General features: G+C 71.2%; 12 protein-coding genes. 5 read left to right on the top strand and 7 right to left on the bottom strand.

The window, feature by feature from the left end; all coding sequences use genetic code 11:
• From ACGFZW_RS07865 to ACGFZW_RS07855, 3 genes are read right to left on the bottom strand one after another with little or no spacing between them, the layout of a single operon-like run.
• Positions 1–837, bottom strand: coding sequence for a sugar ABC transporter permease (locus ACGFZW_RS07865; protein ID WP_393892155.1), 837 nt, complete (start codon positions 835–837; stop codon positions 1–3).
• A gap of 2 nt (positions 838–839) precedes the next feature.
• Positions 840–1718: a carbohydrate ABC transporter permease gene (locus ACGFZW_RS07860; protein WP_393892372.1), complete on the bottom strand. Its 879-nt coding sequence runs from the start codon at positions 1716–1718 to the stop codon at positions 840–842.
• Between the two features lie 53 nt (positions 1719–1771).
• The gene (locus tag ACGFZW_RS07855; RefSeq protein ID WP_393892154.1) at positions 1772–3052 is read right to left on the bottom strand and encodes an extracellular solute-binding protein; all 1281 of its coding nucleotides are present in this window, start codon (positions 3050–3052) and stop codon (positions 1772–1774) included.
• A 239-nt stretch (positions 3053–3291) separates the two neighbouring features.
• Between ACGFZW_RS07855 and ACGFZW_RS07850 the strand changes: the two genes are divergently transcribed.
• The 3 genes from ACGFZW_RS07850 to ACGFZW_RS07840 all read left to right on the top strand — a co-directional run bounded on the left by ACGFZW_RS07850 (position 3292) and on the right by ACGFZW_RS07840 (position 7000).
• Entirely contained in the window at positions 3292–4962 is a 1671-nt protein-coding gene (locus ACGFZW_RS07850) for a glycoside hydrolase family 13 protein (RefSeq protein ID WP_393892153.1), read from the top strand.
• 24 nt (positions 4963–4986) lie between these two features.
• On the top strand, positions 4987–6036 hold the full coding sequence (locus tag ACGFZW_RS07845) for a LacI family DNA-binding transcriptional regulator (RefSeq protein ID WP_393892152.1): 1050 nt from the start codon (positions 4987–4989) through the stop codon (positions 6034–6036).
• 103 nt (positions 6037–6139) lie between these two features.
• Positions 6140–7000 (top strand): phosphatase PAP2 family protein, encoded by an 861-nt coding sequence (locus ACGFZW_RS07840; protein ID WP_393892151.1) that lies wholly within the window; start codon positions 6140–6142, stop codon positions 6998–7000.
• Positions 7001–7212: 212 nt separating this feature from the next.
• On the opposite strand, the gene ACGFZW_RS07835 is transcribed toward ACGFZW_RS07840, so the two are convergent.
• A complete protein-coding gene (locus tag ACGFZW_RS07835; RefSeq protein ID WP_393892150.1) occupies positions 7213–8853 on the bottom strand; it encodes an amidohydrolase in 1641 nt (546 codons plus the stop codon).
• Between the two features lie 82 nt (positions 8854–8935).
• Positions 8936–10558 carry an APC family permease gene (locus ACGFZW_RS07830; protein WP_393892149.1) on the bottom strand — a complete coding sequence of 541 codons (1623 nt, stop codon included), beginning with the start codon at positions 10556–10558 and terminating at the stop codon, positions 8936–8938.
• A 190-nt stretch (positions 10559–10748) separates the two neighbouring features.
• On the opposite strand from ACGFZW_RS07830, the gene ACGFZW_RS07825 reads away from it, so the two are divergent.
• Positions 10749–11417, top strand: coding sequence for a TetR/AcrR family transcriptional regulator C-terminal domain-containing protein (locus ACGFZW_RS07825; protein WP_393892148.1), 669 nt, complete (start codon positions 10749–10751; stop codon positions 11415–11417).
• A gap of 15 nt (positions 11418–11432) precedes the next feature.
• On the opposite strand, the gene ACGFZW_RS07820 is transcribed toward ACGFZW_RS07825, so the two are convergent.
• Positions 11433–14453 carry a bifunctional [glutamine synthetase] adenylyltransferase/[glutamine synthetase]-adenylyl-L-tyrosine phosphorylase gene (locus ACGFZW_RS07820; RefSeq protein ID WP_393892147.1) on the bottom strand — a complete coding sequence of 1007 codons (3021 nt, stop codon included), beginning with the start codon at positions 14451–14453 and terminating at the stop codon, positions 11433–11435.
• A 61-nt stretch (positions 14454–14514) separates the two neighbouring features.
• Entirely contained in the window at positions 14515–15876 is a 1362-nt protein-coding gene (locus ACGFZW_RS07815) for a glutamine synthetase family protein (RefSeq protein ID WP_393892146.1), read from the bottom strand.
• 418 nt (positions 15877–16294) lie between these two features.
• Between ACGFZW_RS07815 and ACGFZW_RS07810 the strand changes: the two genes are divergently transcribed.
• On the top strand, positions 16295–18049 hold the full coding sequence (locus tag ACGFZW_RS07810; protein ID WP_393892145.1) for an NAD+ synthase: 1755 nt from the start codon (positions 16295–16297) through the stop codon (positions 18047–18049).
• The last annotated feature ends 67 nt before the right edge of the window (positions 18050–18116 follow it).

Raw genomic sequence — 18116 nt, 5'->3', positions numbered from 1 at the left:
TCATCCCTTGGTGGTGCCGGCGGTGAGTCCGGATACGAGGTGGCGCTGGGCGAAGGCGAAGACGAGCGCGGCGGGCACGGCGATGATCACGGCGGCCGCGGTCATCGAACCCCAGTCGTTGGTGTACTGGTTGACGAAGGTCTGCAGACCGCCCGCGAGCGTCAGGTTCTCCTCGCCGGTCATGAAGGCGGAGGCGTAGGCGACCTCGGCCCAGGCGGTGACGAAGGTGTAGAAGCCGGTGACGGCGAGGCCCGGGCGGGCCAGCGGCAGCACCAGCCGCCAGAAGGTGCCGAACGGGTTGAGTCCGTCGACGCGGCCGGATTCGTCGATCTCCGCCGGGATGGTGTCGAAGAAGCCCTTCATCATCCAGGCGCAGAACGGCACCGCGATCGTCAGGTACGTGATGATCAGGCCGGTGGGCTGGTTGAGCAGGCCCAGGCTCGCCATCAGGTTGTACAGCGGCACGATCAGCACCGCGACCGGGAACATCTGGGTGATCAGCAGCAGCCACATCAGCGGGCGCATCCCGGGGAATCGGAAGCGGCTGACGGCGTAGCCGGTGGTGGCCGCGATGAACACACCCAGGACGGTGGTCACCCCGACGATGATCACGGAGTTGCCGAACCAGGTCAGGAACTCGGTATCGGCCAGCACGTGAGTGTAGTTGGCGAGGGTGGGGTTGCTGAAAAGGCCGGTGGTGAAGGCGTCGTCCTTCGGTTTGAAGGAGGTCACCAGCAGCCACAGCGGCGGGAAGACCGCGACGACGGCGGCGAGGGCCAGCGCGAGGTGCAGGCCGACGGAGGCGAGCGGGCTGCGCTCGTGGCGTTTACGGGTCATGGTCACCACACCTCTCCCTGCTTGCGCAGCGCCCGGCGGTAGACCACCGCGACGAGCGAGAGCATCACCAGGATCAGAACGCCCCAGGCCGCGGACTCGGAGAAGTTGCGGGGGCTGTCGATGAAGGAGAGCCGGTAGGCGTACGTCACCAGGATCTCGGTGGCGTCACCCGGCCCGCCCCTGGTGAGCAGGAAGATCACCGGGAACATGTTGAAGGTCCAGATGGTGGAGAGCAGGATCACCGTGCTGCTCACCGCGCGCAGCCCCGGCACCGTGATGTTGCGGAACCGCTGCCAGGGTCCCGCGCCGTCCATCTCGGCGGCCTCGTACAGCTCGCCCGGTATGGACTGCAGTCCGCCGAGCAGCGCGACGAGCATGAAGGGCACGCCCAGCCACACGTTGACGGCGATGACCGAGAGCTTCGCCCAGGCCGGGTCGTTGAGCCACGGGACGGCGTCTATGCCGCCGCCGGCCAGCAGCTTGTTGAGGATGCCGTTCTTCTCGTTGTAGAGCATCCGCCAGGTGAAGACGGAGATGAAGGCGGGGATGGCCCAGGGCAGGATCAGCGCCAGCCGGTAGAAGGTGCGTCCGCGCAGCTTCCGGTTCAGCATGTTCGCCAGGGCGAGGCCGAGCAGGAAGGTGAGCGAGACGCAGCCGACCGTCCACAGCACGGTCCAGCCCAGGCGGTCCCAGAAGACGCTGTCGGAGAGGATCGCCTGGTAGTTGTCCAGGCCGACGAATTCGTAGGTGGCCGGGATGTGGTTGACGCCGATCGTGCGCTCGACGTTGGCTTCGTTGGCATCGGTGAGCGAGAGATAGGCGCCGCGCACCAGCGGGTAGCCGATGATCACCCCGATGACGAGTACCACCGGGGCGATCATCGTCCATGCGTACCAGTGGGTGCCGAGCGCCCTGCGCACCCGTACAGCAAAGGTCACTTGTAGTCCTTGAGCAGCTTCCGGTAGGCGTCGCCGGTCGCCTTGGCGGCCTGCTCGGGCGTGGAGGCGCCGGTGAGCACCTTGTTCATCTGCACCTTGATCGGCTCGAAGAGCGAGTTGCCCTCGGCGATCCACGGGCGCTGGACGGCGCCGTCGACGGCGGGCTTGAAGAACTTGACCATCTCGTTGTTCTTGACGGCCGGCACGTCGTAGACCGACTTGCGGGTGGGCAGCAGGCTGAGCTTCTCGGTGGTCTGCTGCTGGATCTTGGCCGAGCTCATGTACTGCACGAAGGCGTAGGACGCCTGGAGGTTCTTGGTGCCGGCGTAGACGGAGAGGTTCCAGCCGCCCTGCGGGGAGCCCTGCGCGGTCTCGCCGCCGGGGACCGGGGCGACGCCCAGGTTGTCCTTGTCCTTGAACGCCTTGCCTGCGCGGGCGCCCTCGATGTCCCAGGGGCCGTCGACCGCCATCGCGACGGTGCCGTCCTTGAGGGCCTTGAGCTGGTTCTCCTGGCCGTCGGTGGCGTCGGTGACGGCGGCCTTGGAGTCGACCAGGTTCTTGATGGTCTTGAACGCCTTGACGCCGGCGCCGTCGTCGATCTGGACGATCTTGTCGCGGGCGTCGACCATGTCGCCGCCCTCGCTGTAGAGGTAGGGCAGGAACCAGTAGGGGTCGTCGCCGCGCAGGTAGAGGGCGGTGGCGCCGGTCTTGGACTTGATCTTCTTCGCGGCGGCGGTCAGCTCGGCGAACGTCTTGGGCACCGCGACGCCCGCGTCCTTGAGGATCTTCTTGTTGTAGAAGAGCCCGAGCGTGTCGATGACCTGCGGCGCGGCGTAGGTCTTGCCCTTGAACTTCGTGCTGCCGAGCGCCTGCGGGAGGTAGTCGTCGGCCTTGTCGAGGGCGGGGGTGCCGTCCAGCGGCGCGAGGTAGCCGAGGTTGGCGAAGTCGGCGACCCAGGCGACCTCGGTGCGCATCACGTCCGGGGCGCCGGAGTTCCCGCCGGCCGCGTTCTTGAACTTGGCGTTGGCGTCGCCGAACGGCACGCTCACATACTTGACGTCCACCTTGGGGTGCTCCTTCTCGAACCCCTCGGCGAGCTTGCGGTAGGTCGCCTTCTCGGCGTCGTTGGAGGTGTCCCAGAAGGTAACGGTTCCGGACAGTTCACCCCCGCTGTTGTCGTTGCCGCCGCTGTCACCCCCGCCGCCGCACGCCGTCGCTGCCAGTGCAAGGCCCGCTACCAGCGCGGTGGCGGAAATGCCACGTATGCCACGCCGCATGTGAACTCCTTAGGGAAATGCCTCAGATGGCGGTCTGGAACGTAACAGCGCCGCAATCAAACCGAAAGACCTTGCGGCAAATTTCTGCAAGACTGCTGGAATGATTTGCAGCGCTATGGCCGGAACGGCACCTTCCGCCGGCCCGCTCCCCCGTCACCCCGCGGGCGCCCGAGCGTTGAGTGCGTGAAGGGCGACCGCCCCTTCGACCTCGACTTCTTCGACCTCGACAGGGACGGCAGATGACCCAGGAGCTCACCTCCCCCACCCCCGCCCGCCAGTCGTCAGGACCGGGCCGAGGCCCGAGGTGGTGGCGCGACGCCGTCATCTACCAGGTGTACGTCCGCTCCTTCGCAGACAGCGACGGCGACGGCATCGGCGACCTGCGCGGCGTCCGCGAGCGCCTGCCCTATCTCAAGGACCTGGGGGTGGACGCCGTCTGGCTCACGCCCTTCTACGCCTCACCGCAGGCCGACGGCGGCTACGACGTCGCCGACTACCGCGCCGTCGACCCGCTCTTCGGCGACCTCCAGGACGCCGACGACCTGATCCGCTCCGCCCACGGAGCCGGCCTGCGGGTGATCGTCGACATCGTCCCCAACCACACCTCCGACCGGCACCCCTGGTTCCAGGACCCCGACCTCGCCCGCGCGCGCTACATCTTCCGGCCCGGCAAGGGCGAGAACGGCGAACTGCCGCCCAACGACTGGGAGTCGGTCTTCGGCGGGCCCGCCTGGACCCGCACCGACCGCGGCGACTGGTACCTCCACCTCTTCGCCCCCGAGCAGCCCGACCTCGACTGGGACAACCCGGAGGTACACGCCGAATTCGCCGCGATCATGCGCTTCTGGCTGGACCTCGGCGTGGACGGCTTCCGCATCGACGTCGCCCACGGCATGGTCAAGGCACCCGGCCTGCCGGACATCGGCCACGGCCAGCAGGCCAAGCTGATCGGCACCCAGGTCCTGCCGTTCTTCGACCAGGACGGCGTGCACGCCATCCACCGCACCTGGCGCCAACTGCTGGACTCCTACGACGGCGACCGCATCGGCGTCGCCGAGGCGTGGGCCCCCAGCGCCGAACGGCTCGCGCTCTACGTACGCCCCGACGAGCTGCACCAGGCGTTCAACTTCCAGTTCCTCAACGCCGATTGGCACGTCGACGCACTGCGCTCGGTCATCGACGACTCGCTCGCCGCCACCGCCTCCGTCGGCGCCCCCACCACCTGGGTGCTCTCCAACCACGACGTCGTACGGCACACCACCCGCCTCGGCGGCAGCCTCGACCGCGCCCGCGCCGCCACCCTGCTGATGCTCGCCCTGCCCGGCTCCGCGTACGTCTACCAGGGCGAGGAGCTGGGCCTTCCCGAGGTCACCGACCTGCCCGACGAGGTACGCCAGGACCCGGCGTTCTTCCGGGGCGGCAGCGGCGAGTTGGGCCTCGGTGCCGCAGGCTCCGGCGCCGACACCGAACTCGCCCCCGACGGCCTCGCCGACCCCGGCGGGCAGGACGGCTTCCGCGACGGCTGCCGGGTGCCGCTGCCCTGGTCCGGTGAGCACCCGCCGTACGGCTTCGGCCCCGGCGGCAGCTGGCTGCCGCAGCCCGCCGACTGGCGCGCGCTGACCGTCGCCGCGCAGACCGGCGACCCGTCCTCCACCCTGGAGCTGTACCGCTCCGCGCTCGCGCTGCGCCGGAGCCTGCCCGGGCTGGGCGACGGCCGGATGAGCTGGCAGCCGGCCCCCGAGGGAGTGCTGGCGTTCTCCCGTCCCGGCGTGCTGTGCACCGTCAACACCCTCGGGCACGACGTCGAACTCCCGCTGCCCGGACGGCCGCTGCTCTCCAGCGCCCCGGCGCGCGTCGACGGCTGCACCGCGGTGCTCCCGGGTGACAGCTGCACCTGGTGGGCAATCTGACACACGAACGGTAAAGTCCCACACATGACCGCCCGGCTGGCCGATATCGCAGTGCAGGCGGGTGTCAGCGAGGCCACCGTCAGCCGGGTTCTCAACGGGAAGCCCGGCGTCTCCGCCACCACCCGCCAGTCCGTGCTTGCCGCACTCGACGTGCTCGGCTACGAGCGCCCGGTGCGGCTGCGGCAGCGCAGCGCCGGTCTGGTCGGCCTGATCACGCCGGAGCTGGAGAACCCGATATTTCCGGCCTTCGCCCAGGTCATCGGGCAGGCGCTGACCCGCCAGGGCTATACGCCGGTGCTCGCGACGCAGACGCCGGGCGGCTCCACCGAGGACGAGCTCACCGAGATGCTCGTGGACCGCGGGGTCGCCGGCATCATCTTCGTCTCCGGGCTGCACGCCGACACCACCGCCGATATGCAGCGCTACGAGCAGCTGCGCGGCCAGGGTGTGCCGTTCGTCCTCATCAACGGCTTCTCCGACAAGGTGCAGGCGCCGTTCGTCTCGCCCGACGACCGCGCGGCGGTGCACCTGGCGGTCACACACCTCGTCGCGCTCGGCCACCGGCGGATCGGCCTCGCGCTCGGCCCCAAGCGCTTCGTGCCCGTCCAGCGGAAGATCGAGGGCTTCCTGCGCAGCGTGCAGGAACACCTGGACCTGGGCCCCGCCGAGGCGGAGCAGTTCATCCAGCACTCCCTCTACACCCTCGAAGGCGGCCAGGCCGCGGCCGGTGCGCTGATCGACCGCGGCTGTACGGCCATCGTCTGCGCCAGCGACATGATGGCGCTCGGTGCGATCCGCTCCGCTCGGCAGCGCGGGCTCGACGTCCCCCGTGAGATGTCCGTGGTCGGCTTCGACGACTCCCCGCTCATCGCCTTCACCGACCCGCCGCTCACCACGATCCGGCAGCCGGTGCCCGCGATGGGGCAGGCGGCGGTCCGCGCGCTCCTGGAGGAGATCGGCGGTACCCCCGCCCCGCACAGCGAGTTCGTCTTCCACCCCGAACTGGTCGTTCGCGGTTCAACCGCCTCCGCACCAAAAGCCGCGAAGGTCCCCAAACCCTCCCGCACACCCTGACGAGGGCGGGGGTTCCACCTCCCCCTGAAGACCGATACGGGACCTCGAATACCCGCCCGAAGGATGATCGGCGACATGCCGCTTTCTGGCAGACTGTCTGCCTATGGGTGATGCGAATGTGAGGACCTTGGAAGGTCGGACGGCCGCCCCGAAACCCAACGGGGAGAGCGCGGACCACCCTTCGGGCGGTGGCCGCCTGGCCCGGCTGCGGACCCCTCGCGCGCCCCGTCTGTGGTTCGAGATCCTGCTGATCGGTCTCGGTTACTGGACGTACTCACTCGTCCGCAACGCGGTACCGGAGCAGAAGACCCAGGCGCTGCGGAACGCCGACTGGATCTGGCGCGCGGAGCAGTCGCTCGGCGTCGCCGTGGAGCACAGCGTCAACCACGCGGTGAATTCCGTGACGTGGCTGATCGTGTCGATGAACTACTACTACGCGACCCTGCACTTCATCGTGACCATCGCGGTCCTGGTGTGGCTCTACCACTGGCATCCCGGCCGCTACGCCGCAGCTCGGATGGCCCTTTTCGCCACCACCGGCGTCGCGCTGCTCGGCTACTACTTCTACCCGTTGGCGCCACCGAGACTGATGCCGGGCGGCGGCTTCGTCGACACCGTGATCAAGCACGACACCTGGGGCTCGATGGCGTCCGGCAACCTGGCCTCGATGTCCAACCAGTACGCCGCGATGCCCTCGATGCACATCGGCTGGTCGCTGTGGTGCGGCATCACCATCGCCCTGCTGGCGAAGCCGCTGTGGGCGAGGCTCCTGGGGCTGCTCTACCCCGCCACGACGCTGGTCGTCATCGTCGCCACCGCCAACCACTTCTGGCTGGACGCCGTGGGCGGCATCCTCTGCCTGACCTTCGGCTTCGCCCTGGCCCTCGCCTGGTACGGCACGCTGCCGCACCGCCTGGCGCGCTATGTGAGCGCCCCCGACGCGAGCCTGCTCAAGGCCCGCTGAAGCGCTTCCGGGGCGGACCGGGGACCGGGTGCGCGGGAGCCGTCGGCGTCACCCGATCGGAGTAGTCGGCGTAGATGGGCCGCATGTATATCTATTCGGCCCGTGGCCCCTCCCGCAGCCGGAAATCGGTTGCCCGGGGCGAGCAGCGGATCCCGCCCCGGGCCGTCAACCGCACCCGATGATCAGCCGGTTGGCGCGGCCACCCGCGGTGGCTACGACGACCGGTGGGTCACATGGCCGCCGGTCATGGTCAGCCGCACGGGAGCCGTGCCCACCTCGTCCGCCGGTGCGGTCACCGGGTCCACGGCCAGGGCCGTGAGGTCGGCCCGGTAGCCGGGGGCGATACGGCCGGCCTCGGCCTCCTCGCCCGCCGCCAGCGCCGCGTGCGAGGTGAGGCCCTCCAGGGCCATCAGGCCGGTGAGGGCCTGCTCCGGGGTGACCGGGGTGATGTCGTGCTCGCCCGCGGGGCGCCGCAGCCGGGCCGTGGCCAGGACCTGGCGCGGGTCGTGGTGCGCGATGGGCCAGTCCGACCCCAGGACGAGCACCGCGCCCGCTTCGCGCAGATCGCGGCAGCGCCAGGCCCGCCCGGCGCGTTCCGCACCGACCCGCAGCGACCAGGCGTCGGTGTGGTCGGCGCGGGTGTAGGCGGTGTGGGTGGGCTGCATCGAGGCCACCACGCCGAGCCGGGCGAACCTCGGCAGCTGCCCGTCCGGCACCGTCTCGATGTGCTCGATGCGGTGCCGGTGCGGGCCGGCCGCCGGTTCCCCGCCGAGCAGCTCGATGGTGTCCAGGACGTGCCGTACAGCGGCGTCGCCGATGGCGTGGGTGGCCGTGCGGATGCCGGCCCGCGCGAGATGGTGCACGGCGTGGGTGTAGGCGGCCGGGTCGGGCCAGAAAGCGGCGGTGCCCTGGCCGTGGCAGTCGGCGTGCTCCAGCCAGGCCGTGCCGCCCTCCACGGTGCCGTCCATGAAGAACTTCACTCCGCCGACCTGCCAGTGCCGGCCGCGCAGCCGCTGCAACTCGACGAGATGGCCGAGCTCCTCCTCGCCGACGCCCGGCATGCACCAGGGGGCGAGCCGCAGCCGCAGGGGGAGTTCGCCGTCCGCCTCGATGGCGGCCAGCAGCTCCGGGGCGTCGGCGTCCTCCAGATCCATGACATGGGCGCCGGTCAGGCCGTTGGCGGCCATCTCGCCCAGCAGCCCGAGCAGCCGGGCCCGGCGGTCGGCCGCCGAGGGGCGCGGTATGACGGGCAACAGCAGGTTCATGGCGGCGTGTTCGACCAGATGCCCGGTGGGACGTCCCGCCGCGTCGCAGACGATGCTGGCCCGTTGGGCGAACTCCCGCGGCCCCGTGACGCCCGCGGCCTCCAGCGCACGGCCGGAGGCCAGCGCCGAATGACCGTCGTAGAGGCGGATGAATCCGGGGGCGCCACCGAGCGATTCCTCGATCAGGTCCCGGTGGACGGGGCGGTCGCCGAAGACGTTGTGGTCCAGGCCCCAGCCGGTCACCCAGCCGCCGGGCGGCAGGGCGCGAGCCGCCGAGGCGAGTGCGGTGCGCAGGCCGTCGAGGTCGCGGCAGCCGGAGAGGTCGAGGCCGGTGGCCATCTCGACGCCCCAGACGGGGTGACTGTGCCCGTCGACCAGCCCGGGGGTCAGGGTGGCCCCGGCCAGGTCGACGATCTCGGTCGCCGCGCCCCGCCAGTCCCGTACGTCCCGCTCGTCGCCCACCGCGACGATCCGGCCGTCCTTGACGGCGACGGCCTCGGCCCGGGGCCGCTCCGGATCGAGGGTGCGTACCCGCGCCCCGGTCAGCACGGTGTCGGCGGCGGTGAGGGCTGTGGAGGCGGACGGCACGAGGGCTCCTTGAGGTGAGGTGGTGCTGGTGGGGCGCGGTGATTCGCGAGTCGGACAGCGACGGGTTGGGCGGCGCGGTGGGTCAGGGAGCGGGCCGCCCGGCGCCCGGACCGGCGGGGGCCTCGCCCACGAGCTCCGGCCGGGACGCCGCGTCCCGTGCTTCGTGCGGTGTGTCCCGCTCCTCCGCCGGTTCCGCGGCGAAGCCCGCGTAGACCTCGGGCCGGGTGCGGCGGACGCGGCGGGCGAGGAGGAGACCGAGGACGAAGGCGGCGGGAACGGTCAGCACCAGCGCGGTGTTGGTGGCGAAGGGTGCCCCCGTCATCAGGTCGATCTTGGCGATGACCAGCCACAGGGCGCCGAGCATCAGCACGGTGGCGGCGATCGGCGCGACCACGGTGCGCAGCGCGCCCTCGCGGTGGGCGAAGCGCATGAAATAGCAGGGCACGGCGACGGCCGTGACCGCCTGGAGCGCCAACAGGCCCAGCATTCCCGGGGTGTTCATCCACAACAGCAGCTGCTGGTAGGGGTCAGCGCCGACCGCCGCGAAGCCGATGACGATGACCAGCGCCACGGCGCTCTGCACCGCTCCGGCCAGGTACGGCGAGCGGTGGCGTGGGTGGATCCGGCCGAGCGCGGCGGGCAGCACGCCTTCCTGGGACAGCGCGAGGCCGTAGCGGTTGATCGCGTTGTGGAAGGCCAGTTGGGAGGCGAGGATGCTGGTGACGATGAAGACGTGCATCAGATCGGCGGCCCAGCTGCCGACGTACTCGGTGGTGGCGGTGAAGAACAGCCCGGCCGGGTCGGAGGTGGCGGCCCGGATGACGCCGTCGGCGCCGAACGCCTGGATGACGATCCAGACGGTGAAGGCGTAGAAGAGGCCGAGGAAGGCGACCGCGATGTAGGTGGCGCGCGGGATGGTGCGCGACGGATCGCGGGCCTCGCGGCGGTAGATGGCGGTGGATTCGAATCCGGTGAAGGCGGCGAAGGCGAAGGCCAGGACCGCGCCGGTGCCCGGCACCAGGACGTTGCCGGGGGTGAAGGAGTCGGGCGCGAGGCCCTCCGCCCCGCCGCGCAACAGCACTCCCCCGGCGAGCAGGACCAGGATGCCGGTCTCGGCGACCAGCAGTACGCCGAGCACCTTGGCCCCGAAGTCGATGCTGCGGTAGCCGAGGAACCAGATGACGAAGACGCCCGCCACGGCGATGGGCGGCCAGGGGACGTGGACACCCCAGAGCGCTTCGAGAGCGTCCTGGGTGCCGGTGGCGAGCAGCCCGTAGACGCCGATCTGCATGCCGTTGTAGGCGAGCAGGGCCACGGTGGCGGCGCCGAAGCCGGCCGGGCGGCCGAGGCCGCGGGTGATGTAGGCGTAGAAACCGCCGCCGTTGCACACGTGCCGCGTCATGGTCGTGAAGCCGACCGCGAAGAGGGCGAGGGTGGCGCCGGCGAGCAGGTAGCCGACGGGGGCGCCGAGACCGCCGATACCGATGGCGAGCGGGGCGACCCCGGCCATCACGGTGAGCGGGGCCGCGGCGGAGATGACGAAGAAGGCGATGTCCGCGACGCCGAGGGTGGCGCGGCGCAGCCCGGCGGGCTGCTGCGGCGTGGCCGGTGCGGTCGGGTCGGAGGGAGCGGGGCGGTCGGCGGGACCGGGTGGGCCGGACGGTCGCGTACGCGACCCGTCGCGGGTCTCGGGCTCTACGGCCATGGCGCTGGTGCCCTTCTGCGGCGGGGAGCGGGGACGCCGGGCGACGGCCGGCCCGGCGCGTGTACGGATGGCACGGCGGGGCGGCGGGGCCACGGCGGGAACCTGAAGCAGAAACCTAAAGCCTTTCGGTTTTTGCAATGTAACCCCCGCCCGTACGATTCGGGAAGACCTCACGGGTGGGAGTGACGACATGGGCAGGCCGCGCAAGCCGCTGCTCGACCGGGCGCGGATCGCCGCGACGGCGCTGCGACTCGTCGACGAGCAGGGCGAGTTCAGCGTCCCGCAGATCGCCAGGGCCCTCGGGGTGCAGACCGCCTCGGTGTACCACCATGTCGAGGGCCGGGCCGGGGTGATCGAGCTGCTGCGGGAGCGGGTGGCCGATGCCATCGACACCTCGTCGCTGGACGCCGCCCGCTGGGACACGGCGCTGGAGTCCTGGGCGCGCTCCTACCGCGCCGCCTTCGCCGCCCACCCGCGCGCCATCCCGCTGCTCACCACCTCACCGGTGCGCGCCCCGAAAGTGATCGCCCAGTACGAGCAGGCGGCCGGGCTGCTGCTGGACGCCGGCTTCGCCCCGTCCGACGTCATTGCGGTGATCGCGGCGCTGGAGAACGTGGTGCTGGGCTCCGCACTGGATCTGGCCGCCCCGGAGACCATGTGGGAGACCGAGGAGGCCGACGCACCCCGGCTGGCGCACGCACTGGCCGCCGCCGGCCCCGACCGCGCGGACCACGCCTTCGAGCTGTCGCTCGCCGGCGTCATGGAACGCGTACGGGCAGAGCTGGGCAAGCAGCGGGAGCCGGCGGACGGCGGGGGCGGCAATCGGGGCGAGGGCGGCCGGGGCGACCCGTCGGCGTGACCTGCGCCCCGGCGCTCACCCCTTGTAGAAGAGTTCCTCCACCACGCCGCGCGCCCGCCGGGTGATCCGGCGGTAGTCGTCGAGCATCTCCCCGACGTGGCCTTCCTCGTAGCCGAGGTAGCGGCCGACCGCCGCCAGCTCGCGGCCGTCCACCGGGAAGGTGTCGCCGGGGCGGCCGCGCACCAGCATCACGGCGTTGCGCACCCGCGCCGCCAGCACCCATGCCTCGTCCAGCGTCGCGGCGTCCTCGGTGCCGATCAGCTCGGCGGCGTGTGCGGCCGCCAGCGCCTCGCGGGTGCGGGTCGTGCGCAGCCCGGGGATCTCCCAGCCGTGCCGCATCTGGAGCAGCTGTACCGTCCATTCGACGTCGCTCAGACCGCCGCGCCCCAGCTTGGCGTGGGTGGTCGGGTCGGCACCGCGCGGCAGCCGCTCGGACTCCATACGGGCCTTGAGCCGGCGGATCTCGCGGACCGCGTCCTCACCGAGGCCCTCGGCCGGATAGCGCAGCGGGTCGATCAGCTCGATGAACCGCTGCCCCAACTCCATGTCCCCGGCGACCGGTTCGGCGCGCAGCAGCGCCTGCGACTCCCAGACCAGCGACCAGCGCCGGTAGTAGGCGCCGTAGGAGGCGAGGGTGCGCACCAGCGGACCCGACCTGCCCTCCGGGCGCAGATCGGCATCGATCGGCAACGGCGGGTCGGAGGAGGGGAGTTCGAGCAGCCGGCGCATCTCGTTGGCGACTGCCTGGGCGGCCTTGGCGGCCTCGTGCTCGTCGGCGCCCTCGCGGGGTTCGTGCACGAACAGCACATCGGCGTCCGAGCCGTAGCTCAGCTCGTGGCCGCCGAAGCGGCCCATGCCGATCACCGCGAAGCGGGTGGGCAGGGTGTCGCCCCACCGGTCGCGGACCGCGGCACGCAGGGCGCCGGCGAGCGTGGCGGCGTTGAGATCGGAGACGGCTGAGCCGACGACGTCGATGGCGTGGCCGTGGTCCTCCTCCGCCGGGGTGCCCTCGGTGCCGTACGCGCCGATGATGTCGGCGGCGGCGGTGCGGAACAGCTCACGCCTGCGCACCCCTCGGGCCACCGCGACGCCCGCCTCCGCGCCCTCCGCGCGGCCCACTGCCGCCAGCACCTCCTGCTCCAGCGCGGCCCTGCTCCGCGGCTGGAGCCCGTCGGACGCACCGAGCAGCGCCACCGCCTCGGGGGCGCGCAGCAGCAGGTCGGGGGCGAGTCGCCCGGCGGACAGTACCCGGGCGAGGTTCTCTGCGGCCGCGCCCTCGTCGCGGAGCAGCCGCAGATACCAGGGAGTCTTGCCCAGGGCGTCGGAGACCTTGCGGAAGTTGAGCAGTCCGGCGTCCGGGTCGGCGGAGTCGGCGAACCAGGACAGCAGTACCGGCAGCAGCGTCCGCTGGATGGCGGCCTTGCGCGTCACCCCGGACGACAGTGCCTCCAGGTGCCGCAGCGCGGCCACCGGGTCGGCGTAGCCGAGTGCTTCCAGCCGCTGTCCCGCGGCCTTCGCGGACAGCCGGGTCTCGCCGGGCTCCAGATGCGCGACGGCGTCCAGCAGCGGCCGGTAGAAGAGCTTCTCGTGCAGCCGGCGCACCTCACGGGCATGCCAGCGCCACTCCCGGCGCAGCGTCTCCACCGGTTCGGTGCGCAGGCCGAGCGAGCGCGCCAGGCGCCGCAGATCGGCCTCGGCCTCCGGCATCAGATGCGTCCGGCGCATCCGGAACAGCTGGATGCGGTGCTCCAGGGTGCGCAGGAAGCGGTAGGCGGCGTCCAGGGCGGCGGCGTCCTGGCGCCCGACGTAGCCGCCCGCCGCGAGCGCGCCCAGGGCGTCGAGCGTCGTCGCGCTGCGGAGCGTGGCATCGCTGCGGCCGTGCACCAACTGGAGCAGCTGGACGGCGAATTCGACATCGCGCAGACCGCCGGGTCCGAGCTTGAGCTCCCGGTCGACCTGGGCGGCGGGGATGTTCGCCACGACCCGGCGGCGCATCTGGCGCACGTCTACGACGAAGTTCTCGCGTTCGGAGACCTGCCACACCATGGGTGCGAGGGCGTCGACGTACTCCTGCCCCAGCTCCATGTCGCCGGCCATCGGGCGGGCCTTGAGCAGCGCCTGGAACTCCCAGGTCTTGGCCCATCGCTGGTAGTAGGCGAGGTGGCTGCTCAGCGTCCGCACCAGCGGGCCGTTGCGGCCCTCGGGACGCAGATTGGCGTCCACCGGCCAGATGGTGCCCTCGGCCGTGACGTCGGAGCACAGGCGCATCATCCGGGCGGCGAGCCGCGTCGCGGCCTGAACCGCCTTGGCCTCCTCGACGCCGTCCTTCGCCTCGGCGACGAAGATGACGTCCACGTCCGAGACGTAGTTCAGCTCGCGGCCACCGCACTTGCCCATGCCGATGACGGAGAGCCGGCAGCAGGCGACGTCCTCCGGCTGCTCCTCGTGGGCGATCTCCAGGGCCGCGCGCACCGTGGCGGTGGCGAGGTCCGCCAGCTCGGCGGCGGCCTCCGCGACATCGGTCGTCCCGCACACGTCGCGGGCGGCGATGCCCAGCAGCGCCCTGCGGTAGGCGACGCGCAGCGCGTCCGCACGCGAGCGGTCCGCGCCCTCGCCCCAGATCCCCTCGGCCAGCGCCTGTTCGAACTCGGGAGTGGTGGGGTGCAGATCGACCGACTCGTAGGTGATCAGCGACTGCCAGTCGTGCGGATGCCGGGCGAGATGGTCGCCGAGGGCCTCGGAGGCACCCAGCACTCCCAGCAGCCGGTCGCGCACCGGCTTCGCCGAAACGATCGTGCTCAGCAGCGCCTGCTGGTCGTCCGGGGCCTGGGCCTCCACCAGCCGGGCCAGGCCGAGCAGCGCGAGATCGGGGTCGGCGGTGGCCCCGAGCGCTTCGAGCAGGACCGAGTCGTCGCGTACCGCGGCGAACTCGGGGGCGTCGAGCAGCTGCCCTGCCGCCGAGGGGTCGGTGAAACCGTGCCTCAGCAGCCGGGTGAAGGCGCTGCTCCGCCGTCCCTGCGGAGCGGGTAGTGCCATGGTGCAGCCTCTCGGTGACGCCCCGCGGAGCGTGCACGCTCCGCGGGGTGCGTCGGACTCTCTACAGCACGGGCAGCATCTTGCGCAGCTCGAAGGCGGTGACCTCGGAGCGGTACTCCTCCCATTCCTGCTTCTTGTTGCGGAGGAAGAAGTCGAAGACGTGCTCGCCGAGGGTCTCGGCGACCAGCTCGCTGCGCTCCATCAGGTCGATGGCCTCGCCCAGGTTCTGCGGCAGCGGCTCGATGCCCATCGCGCGGCGCTCGGAGTCCGACAGTGCCCAGACGTCGTCGTCGGCGCCGGCCGGGAGCTCGTAGCCCTCCTCGATGCCCTTCAGGCCGGCGGCGAGCAGCACCGCGTACGTCAGGTACGGGTTGGCGCCGGAGTCGATCGACCGGACCTCGACCCGGGTGGAGCCCATCTTGCCGGGCTTGTACATCGGGACGCGGATCAGCGCGGAGCGGTTGTTGTGGCCCCAGCAGATGTAGGAGGGGGCCTCACCGCCGGCGCCGGCGGTGCGGTTGGCGCCGCCCCAGATGCGCTTGTAGGAGTTGACCCACTGGTTGGTGACGGCGGAGATCTCACCGGCGTGCCGCAGGAGGCCGGCGATGAAGGAGCGGCCCACCTTGGAGAGCTGGTACTCCGAGCCGGACTCGTGGAAGGCGTTGCGGTCGCCCTCGAAGAGCGAGAGGTGGGTGTGCATGCCGGAGCCGGGGAACTCCGAGAACGGCTTGGGCATGAACGTGGCCTGCACGCCCTGCTCCAGCGCGACCTGCTTCATGACGAGGCGGAAGGTCATGATGTTGTCGGCGGTGGAGAGCGCGTCGGCGTAGCGCAGGTCGATCTCCTGCTGGCCGGGCGCGCCCTCGTGGTGGCTGAACTCCACCGAGATGCCCATCGACTCCAGCATCGTGATGGCCTGCCGGCGGAAGTCCATGCCGACGTTCTGCGGGGTGTGGTCGAAGTAGCCCGAGGAGTCGCCGGGCGTCGGCCGCTGGCCGTCGACGGGCTTGTCCTTGAGCAGGAAGAACTCGATCTCGGGGTGGGTGTAGAAGGTGAACCCGAGGTCGGAGGTCTTGGCCAGGATGCGCTTGAGCACGTAGCGCGGGTCGGCGTACGAGGGGGAGCCGTCCGGCATCAGGATGTCGCAGAACATCCGGGCGGTGCCGGGTGCCTCGGCCCGCCACGGCAGGATCTGGAAGGTTCCGGGGTCCGGCTTCGCGATCATGTCGGACTCGTACACACGGGCGAAACCCTCGATGGCGGAGCCGTCGAAGCCGATGCCTTCGTCGAAGGCCTGCTCCAGCTCCGCCGGGGCGACGGCCACGGACTTGAGGAACCCGAGTACGTCGGTGAACCACAGCCGTACGAAGCGGATATCGCGCTCCTCGAGCGTTCGGAGCACAAACTCCTGCTGCTTGTCCATGGGTCACCAATCCTTGCAGGTCAATCGGCCTGTCCACGCTCGTGGGCAAACGCGGCGTGGCACACCAGTATCACGTGAGGGGGTTACCGTCACATTACGCACCCTTGGCCTGATGCAGAACCGTCGGGCCGTTACCCCCGACCCGATCCTTCCCGCCCGACGCGCGTTCAGCGCGACCGGGGGTGGCAATCGGGGGGCTTGGCGCACTCTTGAGCGATAACCGGCGCCTTGTTGACCCACTGTTGGACACCCCCTTTCCTCGCGCCCCCGGCCTCCGTGCGGCCGGCCCGCAACGCTTGACCCATACCCCACAGGGGTAGACCGCCGACCCCTCCGGCGGGCCGCCACCGGGCCGCCACGACACTCGCCGTTCACGACCAGGACCCCATTGCGTCAGAAAGACGATTAGACTGGCGAGGTGCCTCAACTTCGTCTCGCCCTCCAACAGATCGACTCCTGCGTCGGCGACCTCGCCGGGAACGCCGAGACGATCGTGCACCGGACCCGACAGGCCGCCGACCAGGGCGCGCACCTCGTCGCGTTCCCCGAGATGGCCCTGACCGGCTACCCCGTCGAGGACCTGGCGCTGCGCTCGTCGTTCGTCGAGGCCAGCCGCACCGCGCTGGGCGCGCTGGCCCGCCGGCTGGCCGACGAGGGCCTGGGCGATCTCCCGGTGATCGTCGGCTACCTCGACCGCTGCGCGCAGGACCGGCCGCGCTACGGGCTCCCAGCGGGCTCGCCGCAGAACGCCGCCGCCGTACTGCACCGCGGCGAGGTGGCACTGACCTTCGCCAAGCACCATCTGCCCAACTACGGCGTCTTCGACGAGTTCCGCTACTTCGTCCCAGGCGACACGCTGCCCGTCGTGCGGGTGCACGGCGTCGATGTCGCGCTCGCCATCTGCGAGGACCTGTGGCAGGAGGGCGGCCGGGTGCCGGCGACCCGCAGCGCGGGCGCCGGACTGCTGGTGTCCGTCAACGCCTCGCCCTACGAGCGCGACAAGGACGACACCCGCCTGGAACTGGTGCGCAGGCGGGCCCGGGAGGCGGGCTGCACCACTGCCTATCTGGCGATGACCGGCGGGCAGGACGAGCTGGTCTTCGACGGCGACTCGATCGTCGTCGACAAGGACGGCCGGGTGATCGCGCGGGCCCCGCAGTTCGCCGAGACCTGCGTGCTGGTCGACCTGGAGCTGCCGGCCGCGGCCGACGCGCCGTTGTCGGGTGTGCTGGACGACGGGCTCCGCGTCGAACACGTCGTGCTGTCCGCCGACCCGCTGCCGGACTACCCGCCCGAGGTGCCCGGCGGACCGGCGGAACGGCTGTCGGCGCTGGACGAGATCTACACGGCGCTGGTCGTGGGGCTGCGCGCCTACGTCGCCAAGAACGGCTTCCAGAGCGTGGTCCTGGGGCTGTCCGGAGGGATCGACTCCGCGCTGGTCGCCACGATCGCCTGTGACGCGCTGGGCGCGGAGCATGTGCACGCCGTCGCGATGCCCTCGCGCTACTCCTCGGAGCACTCGCTCACCGACGCGGCCGAACTGGCCCGCCGCACCGGCCTGTCGCTGCGCACCGTGCCCATCGCGCCCATGTTCGACGTCTACATGGACGCGCTGCGGCTGACCGGGCTCGCCGAGGAGAACCTGCAGTCGCGGCTGCGCGGGACGACACTGATGGCGATCTCCAACCAGGAGGGTCACCTGGTGCTCGCGCCGGGCAACAAGTCCGAGCTGGCGTGCGGCTATTCCACGCTCTACGGCGACTCGGTGGGCGCGTACGGACCGATCAAGGACGTCTACAAGACCGTGGTCTACCAGCTGGCCCACCGGCGCAACCAGGCCGCCGCCGAGCGCGGCGAGACGCCGCCGATCCCGGAGAACACCCTCACCAAGCCACCCAGCGCGGAGCTGCGCCCGGGCCAGGTCGACACCGATTCGCTGCCGGACTACGACGTTTTGGACCGCGTGCTGGAGCTGTATGTCGACCGCGACCGGGGCCACGACGAGATCGTGGCGCAGGGCTTCGACGAGGAGCTGGTGACCCGGGTGCTGCGGATGGTCGACCACGCCGAGTACAAGCGCCGGCAGTACCCGCCGGGCACCAAGATCTCCGCCAAGGGGTTCGGCAAGGACCGCCGCCTGCCGATCACCAATCGCTGGCGTGAGGGCTCCTGACGGGACCCCGCCCGGTACCCGGGTGCGGCAAGGGGCGCCGTGACCCCTCGGGCCACGGCGCCCCTGT

Origin of the sequence: Streptomyces sp. NPDC048248 (assembly GCF_043201875.1) — a bacterium.
In the GTDB taxonomy this organism is placed as follows: Bacteria; Actinomycetota; Actinomycetes; order Streptomycetales; family Streptomycetaceae; genus Streptomyces.
This window is presented reverse-complemented; position numbering and strand designations above follow the sequence as displayed.

Excerpts from the sequence above, each read along its gene's own strand:
- ACGFZW_RS07865 (WP_393892155.1), bottom strand. The coding sequence starts at position 837 with ATGACCCGTAAACGCCACGAGCGCAGCCCGCTCGCCTCCGTCGGCCTG.
- ACGFZW_RS07860 (WP_393892372.1), bottom strand. The coding sequence starts at position 1,718 with ATGATCGCCCCGGTGGTACTCGTCATCGGGGTGATCATCGGCTACCCG.
- ACGFZW_RS07855 (WP_393892154.1), bottom strand. The coding sequence starts at position 3,052 with ATGCGGCGTGGCATACGTGGCATTTCCGCCACCGCGCTGGTAGCGGGC.
- ACGFZW_RS07850 (WP_393892153.1), top strand. The coding sequence starts at position 3,292 with ATGACCCAGGAGCTCACCTCCCCCACCCCCGCCCGCCAGTCGTCAGGA.
- ACGFZW_RS07845 (WP_393892152.1), top strand. The coding sequence starts at position 4,987 with ATGACCGCCCGGCTGGCCGATATCGCAGTGCAGGCGGGTGTCAGCGAG.
- ACGFZW_RS07840 (WP_393892151.1), top strand. The coding sequence starts at position 6,140 with ATGGGTGATGCGAATGTGAGGACCTTGGAAGGTCGGACGGCCGCCCCG.
- ACGFZW_RS07830 (WP_393892149.1), bottom strand. The coding sequence starts at position 10,558 with ATGGCCGTAGAGCCCGAGACCCGCGACGGGTCGCGTACGCGACCGTCC.
- ACGFZW_RS07825 (WP_393892148.1), top strand. The coding sequence starts at position 10,749 with ATGGGCAGGCCGCGCAAGCCGCTGCTCGACCGGGCGCGGATCGCCGCG.
- ACGFZW_RS07820 (WP_393892147.1), bottom strand. The coding sequence starts at position 14,453 with ATGGCACTACCCGCTCCGCAGGGACGGCGGAGCAGCGCCTTCACCCGG.
- ACGFZW_RS07815 (WP_393892146.1), bottom strand. The coding sequence starts at position 15,876 with ATGGACAAGCAGCAGGAGTTTGTGCTCCGAACGCTCGAGGAGCGCGAT.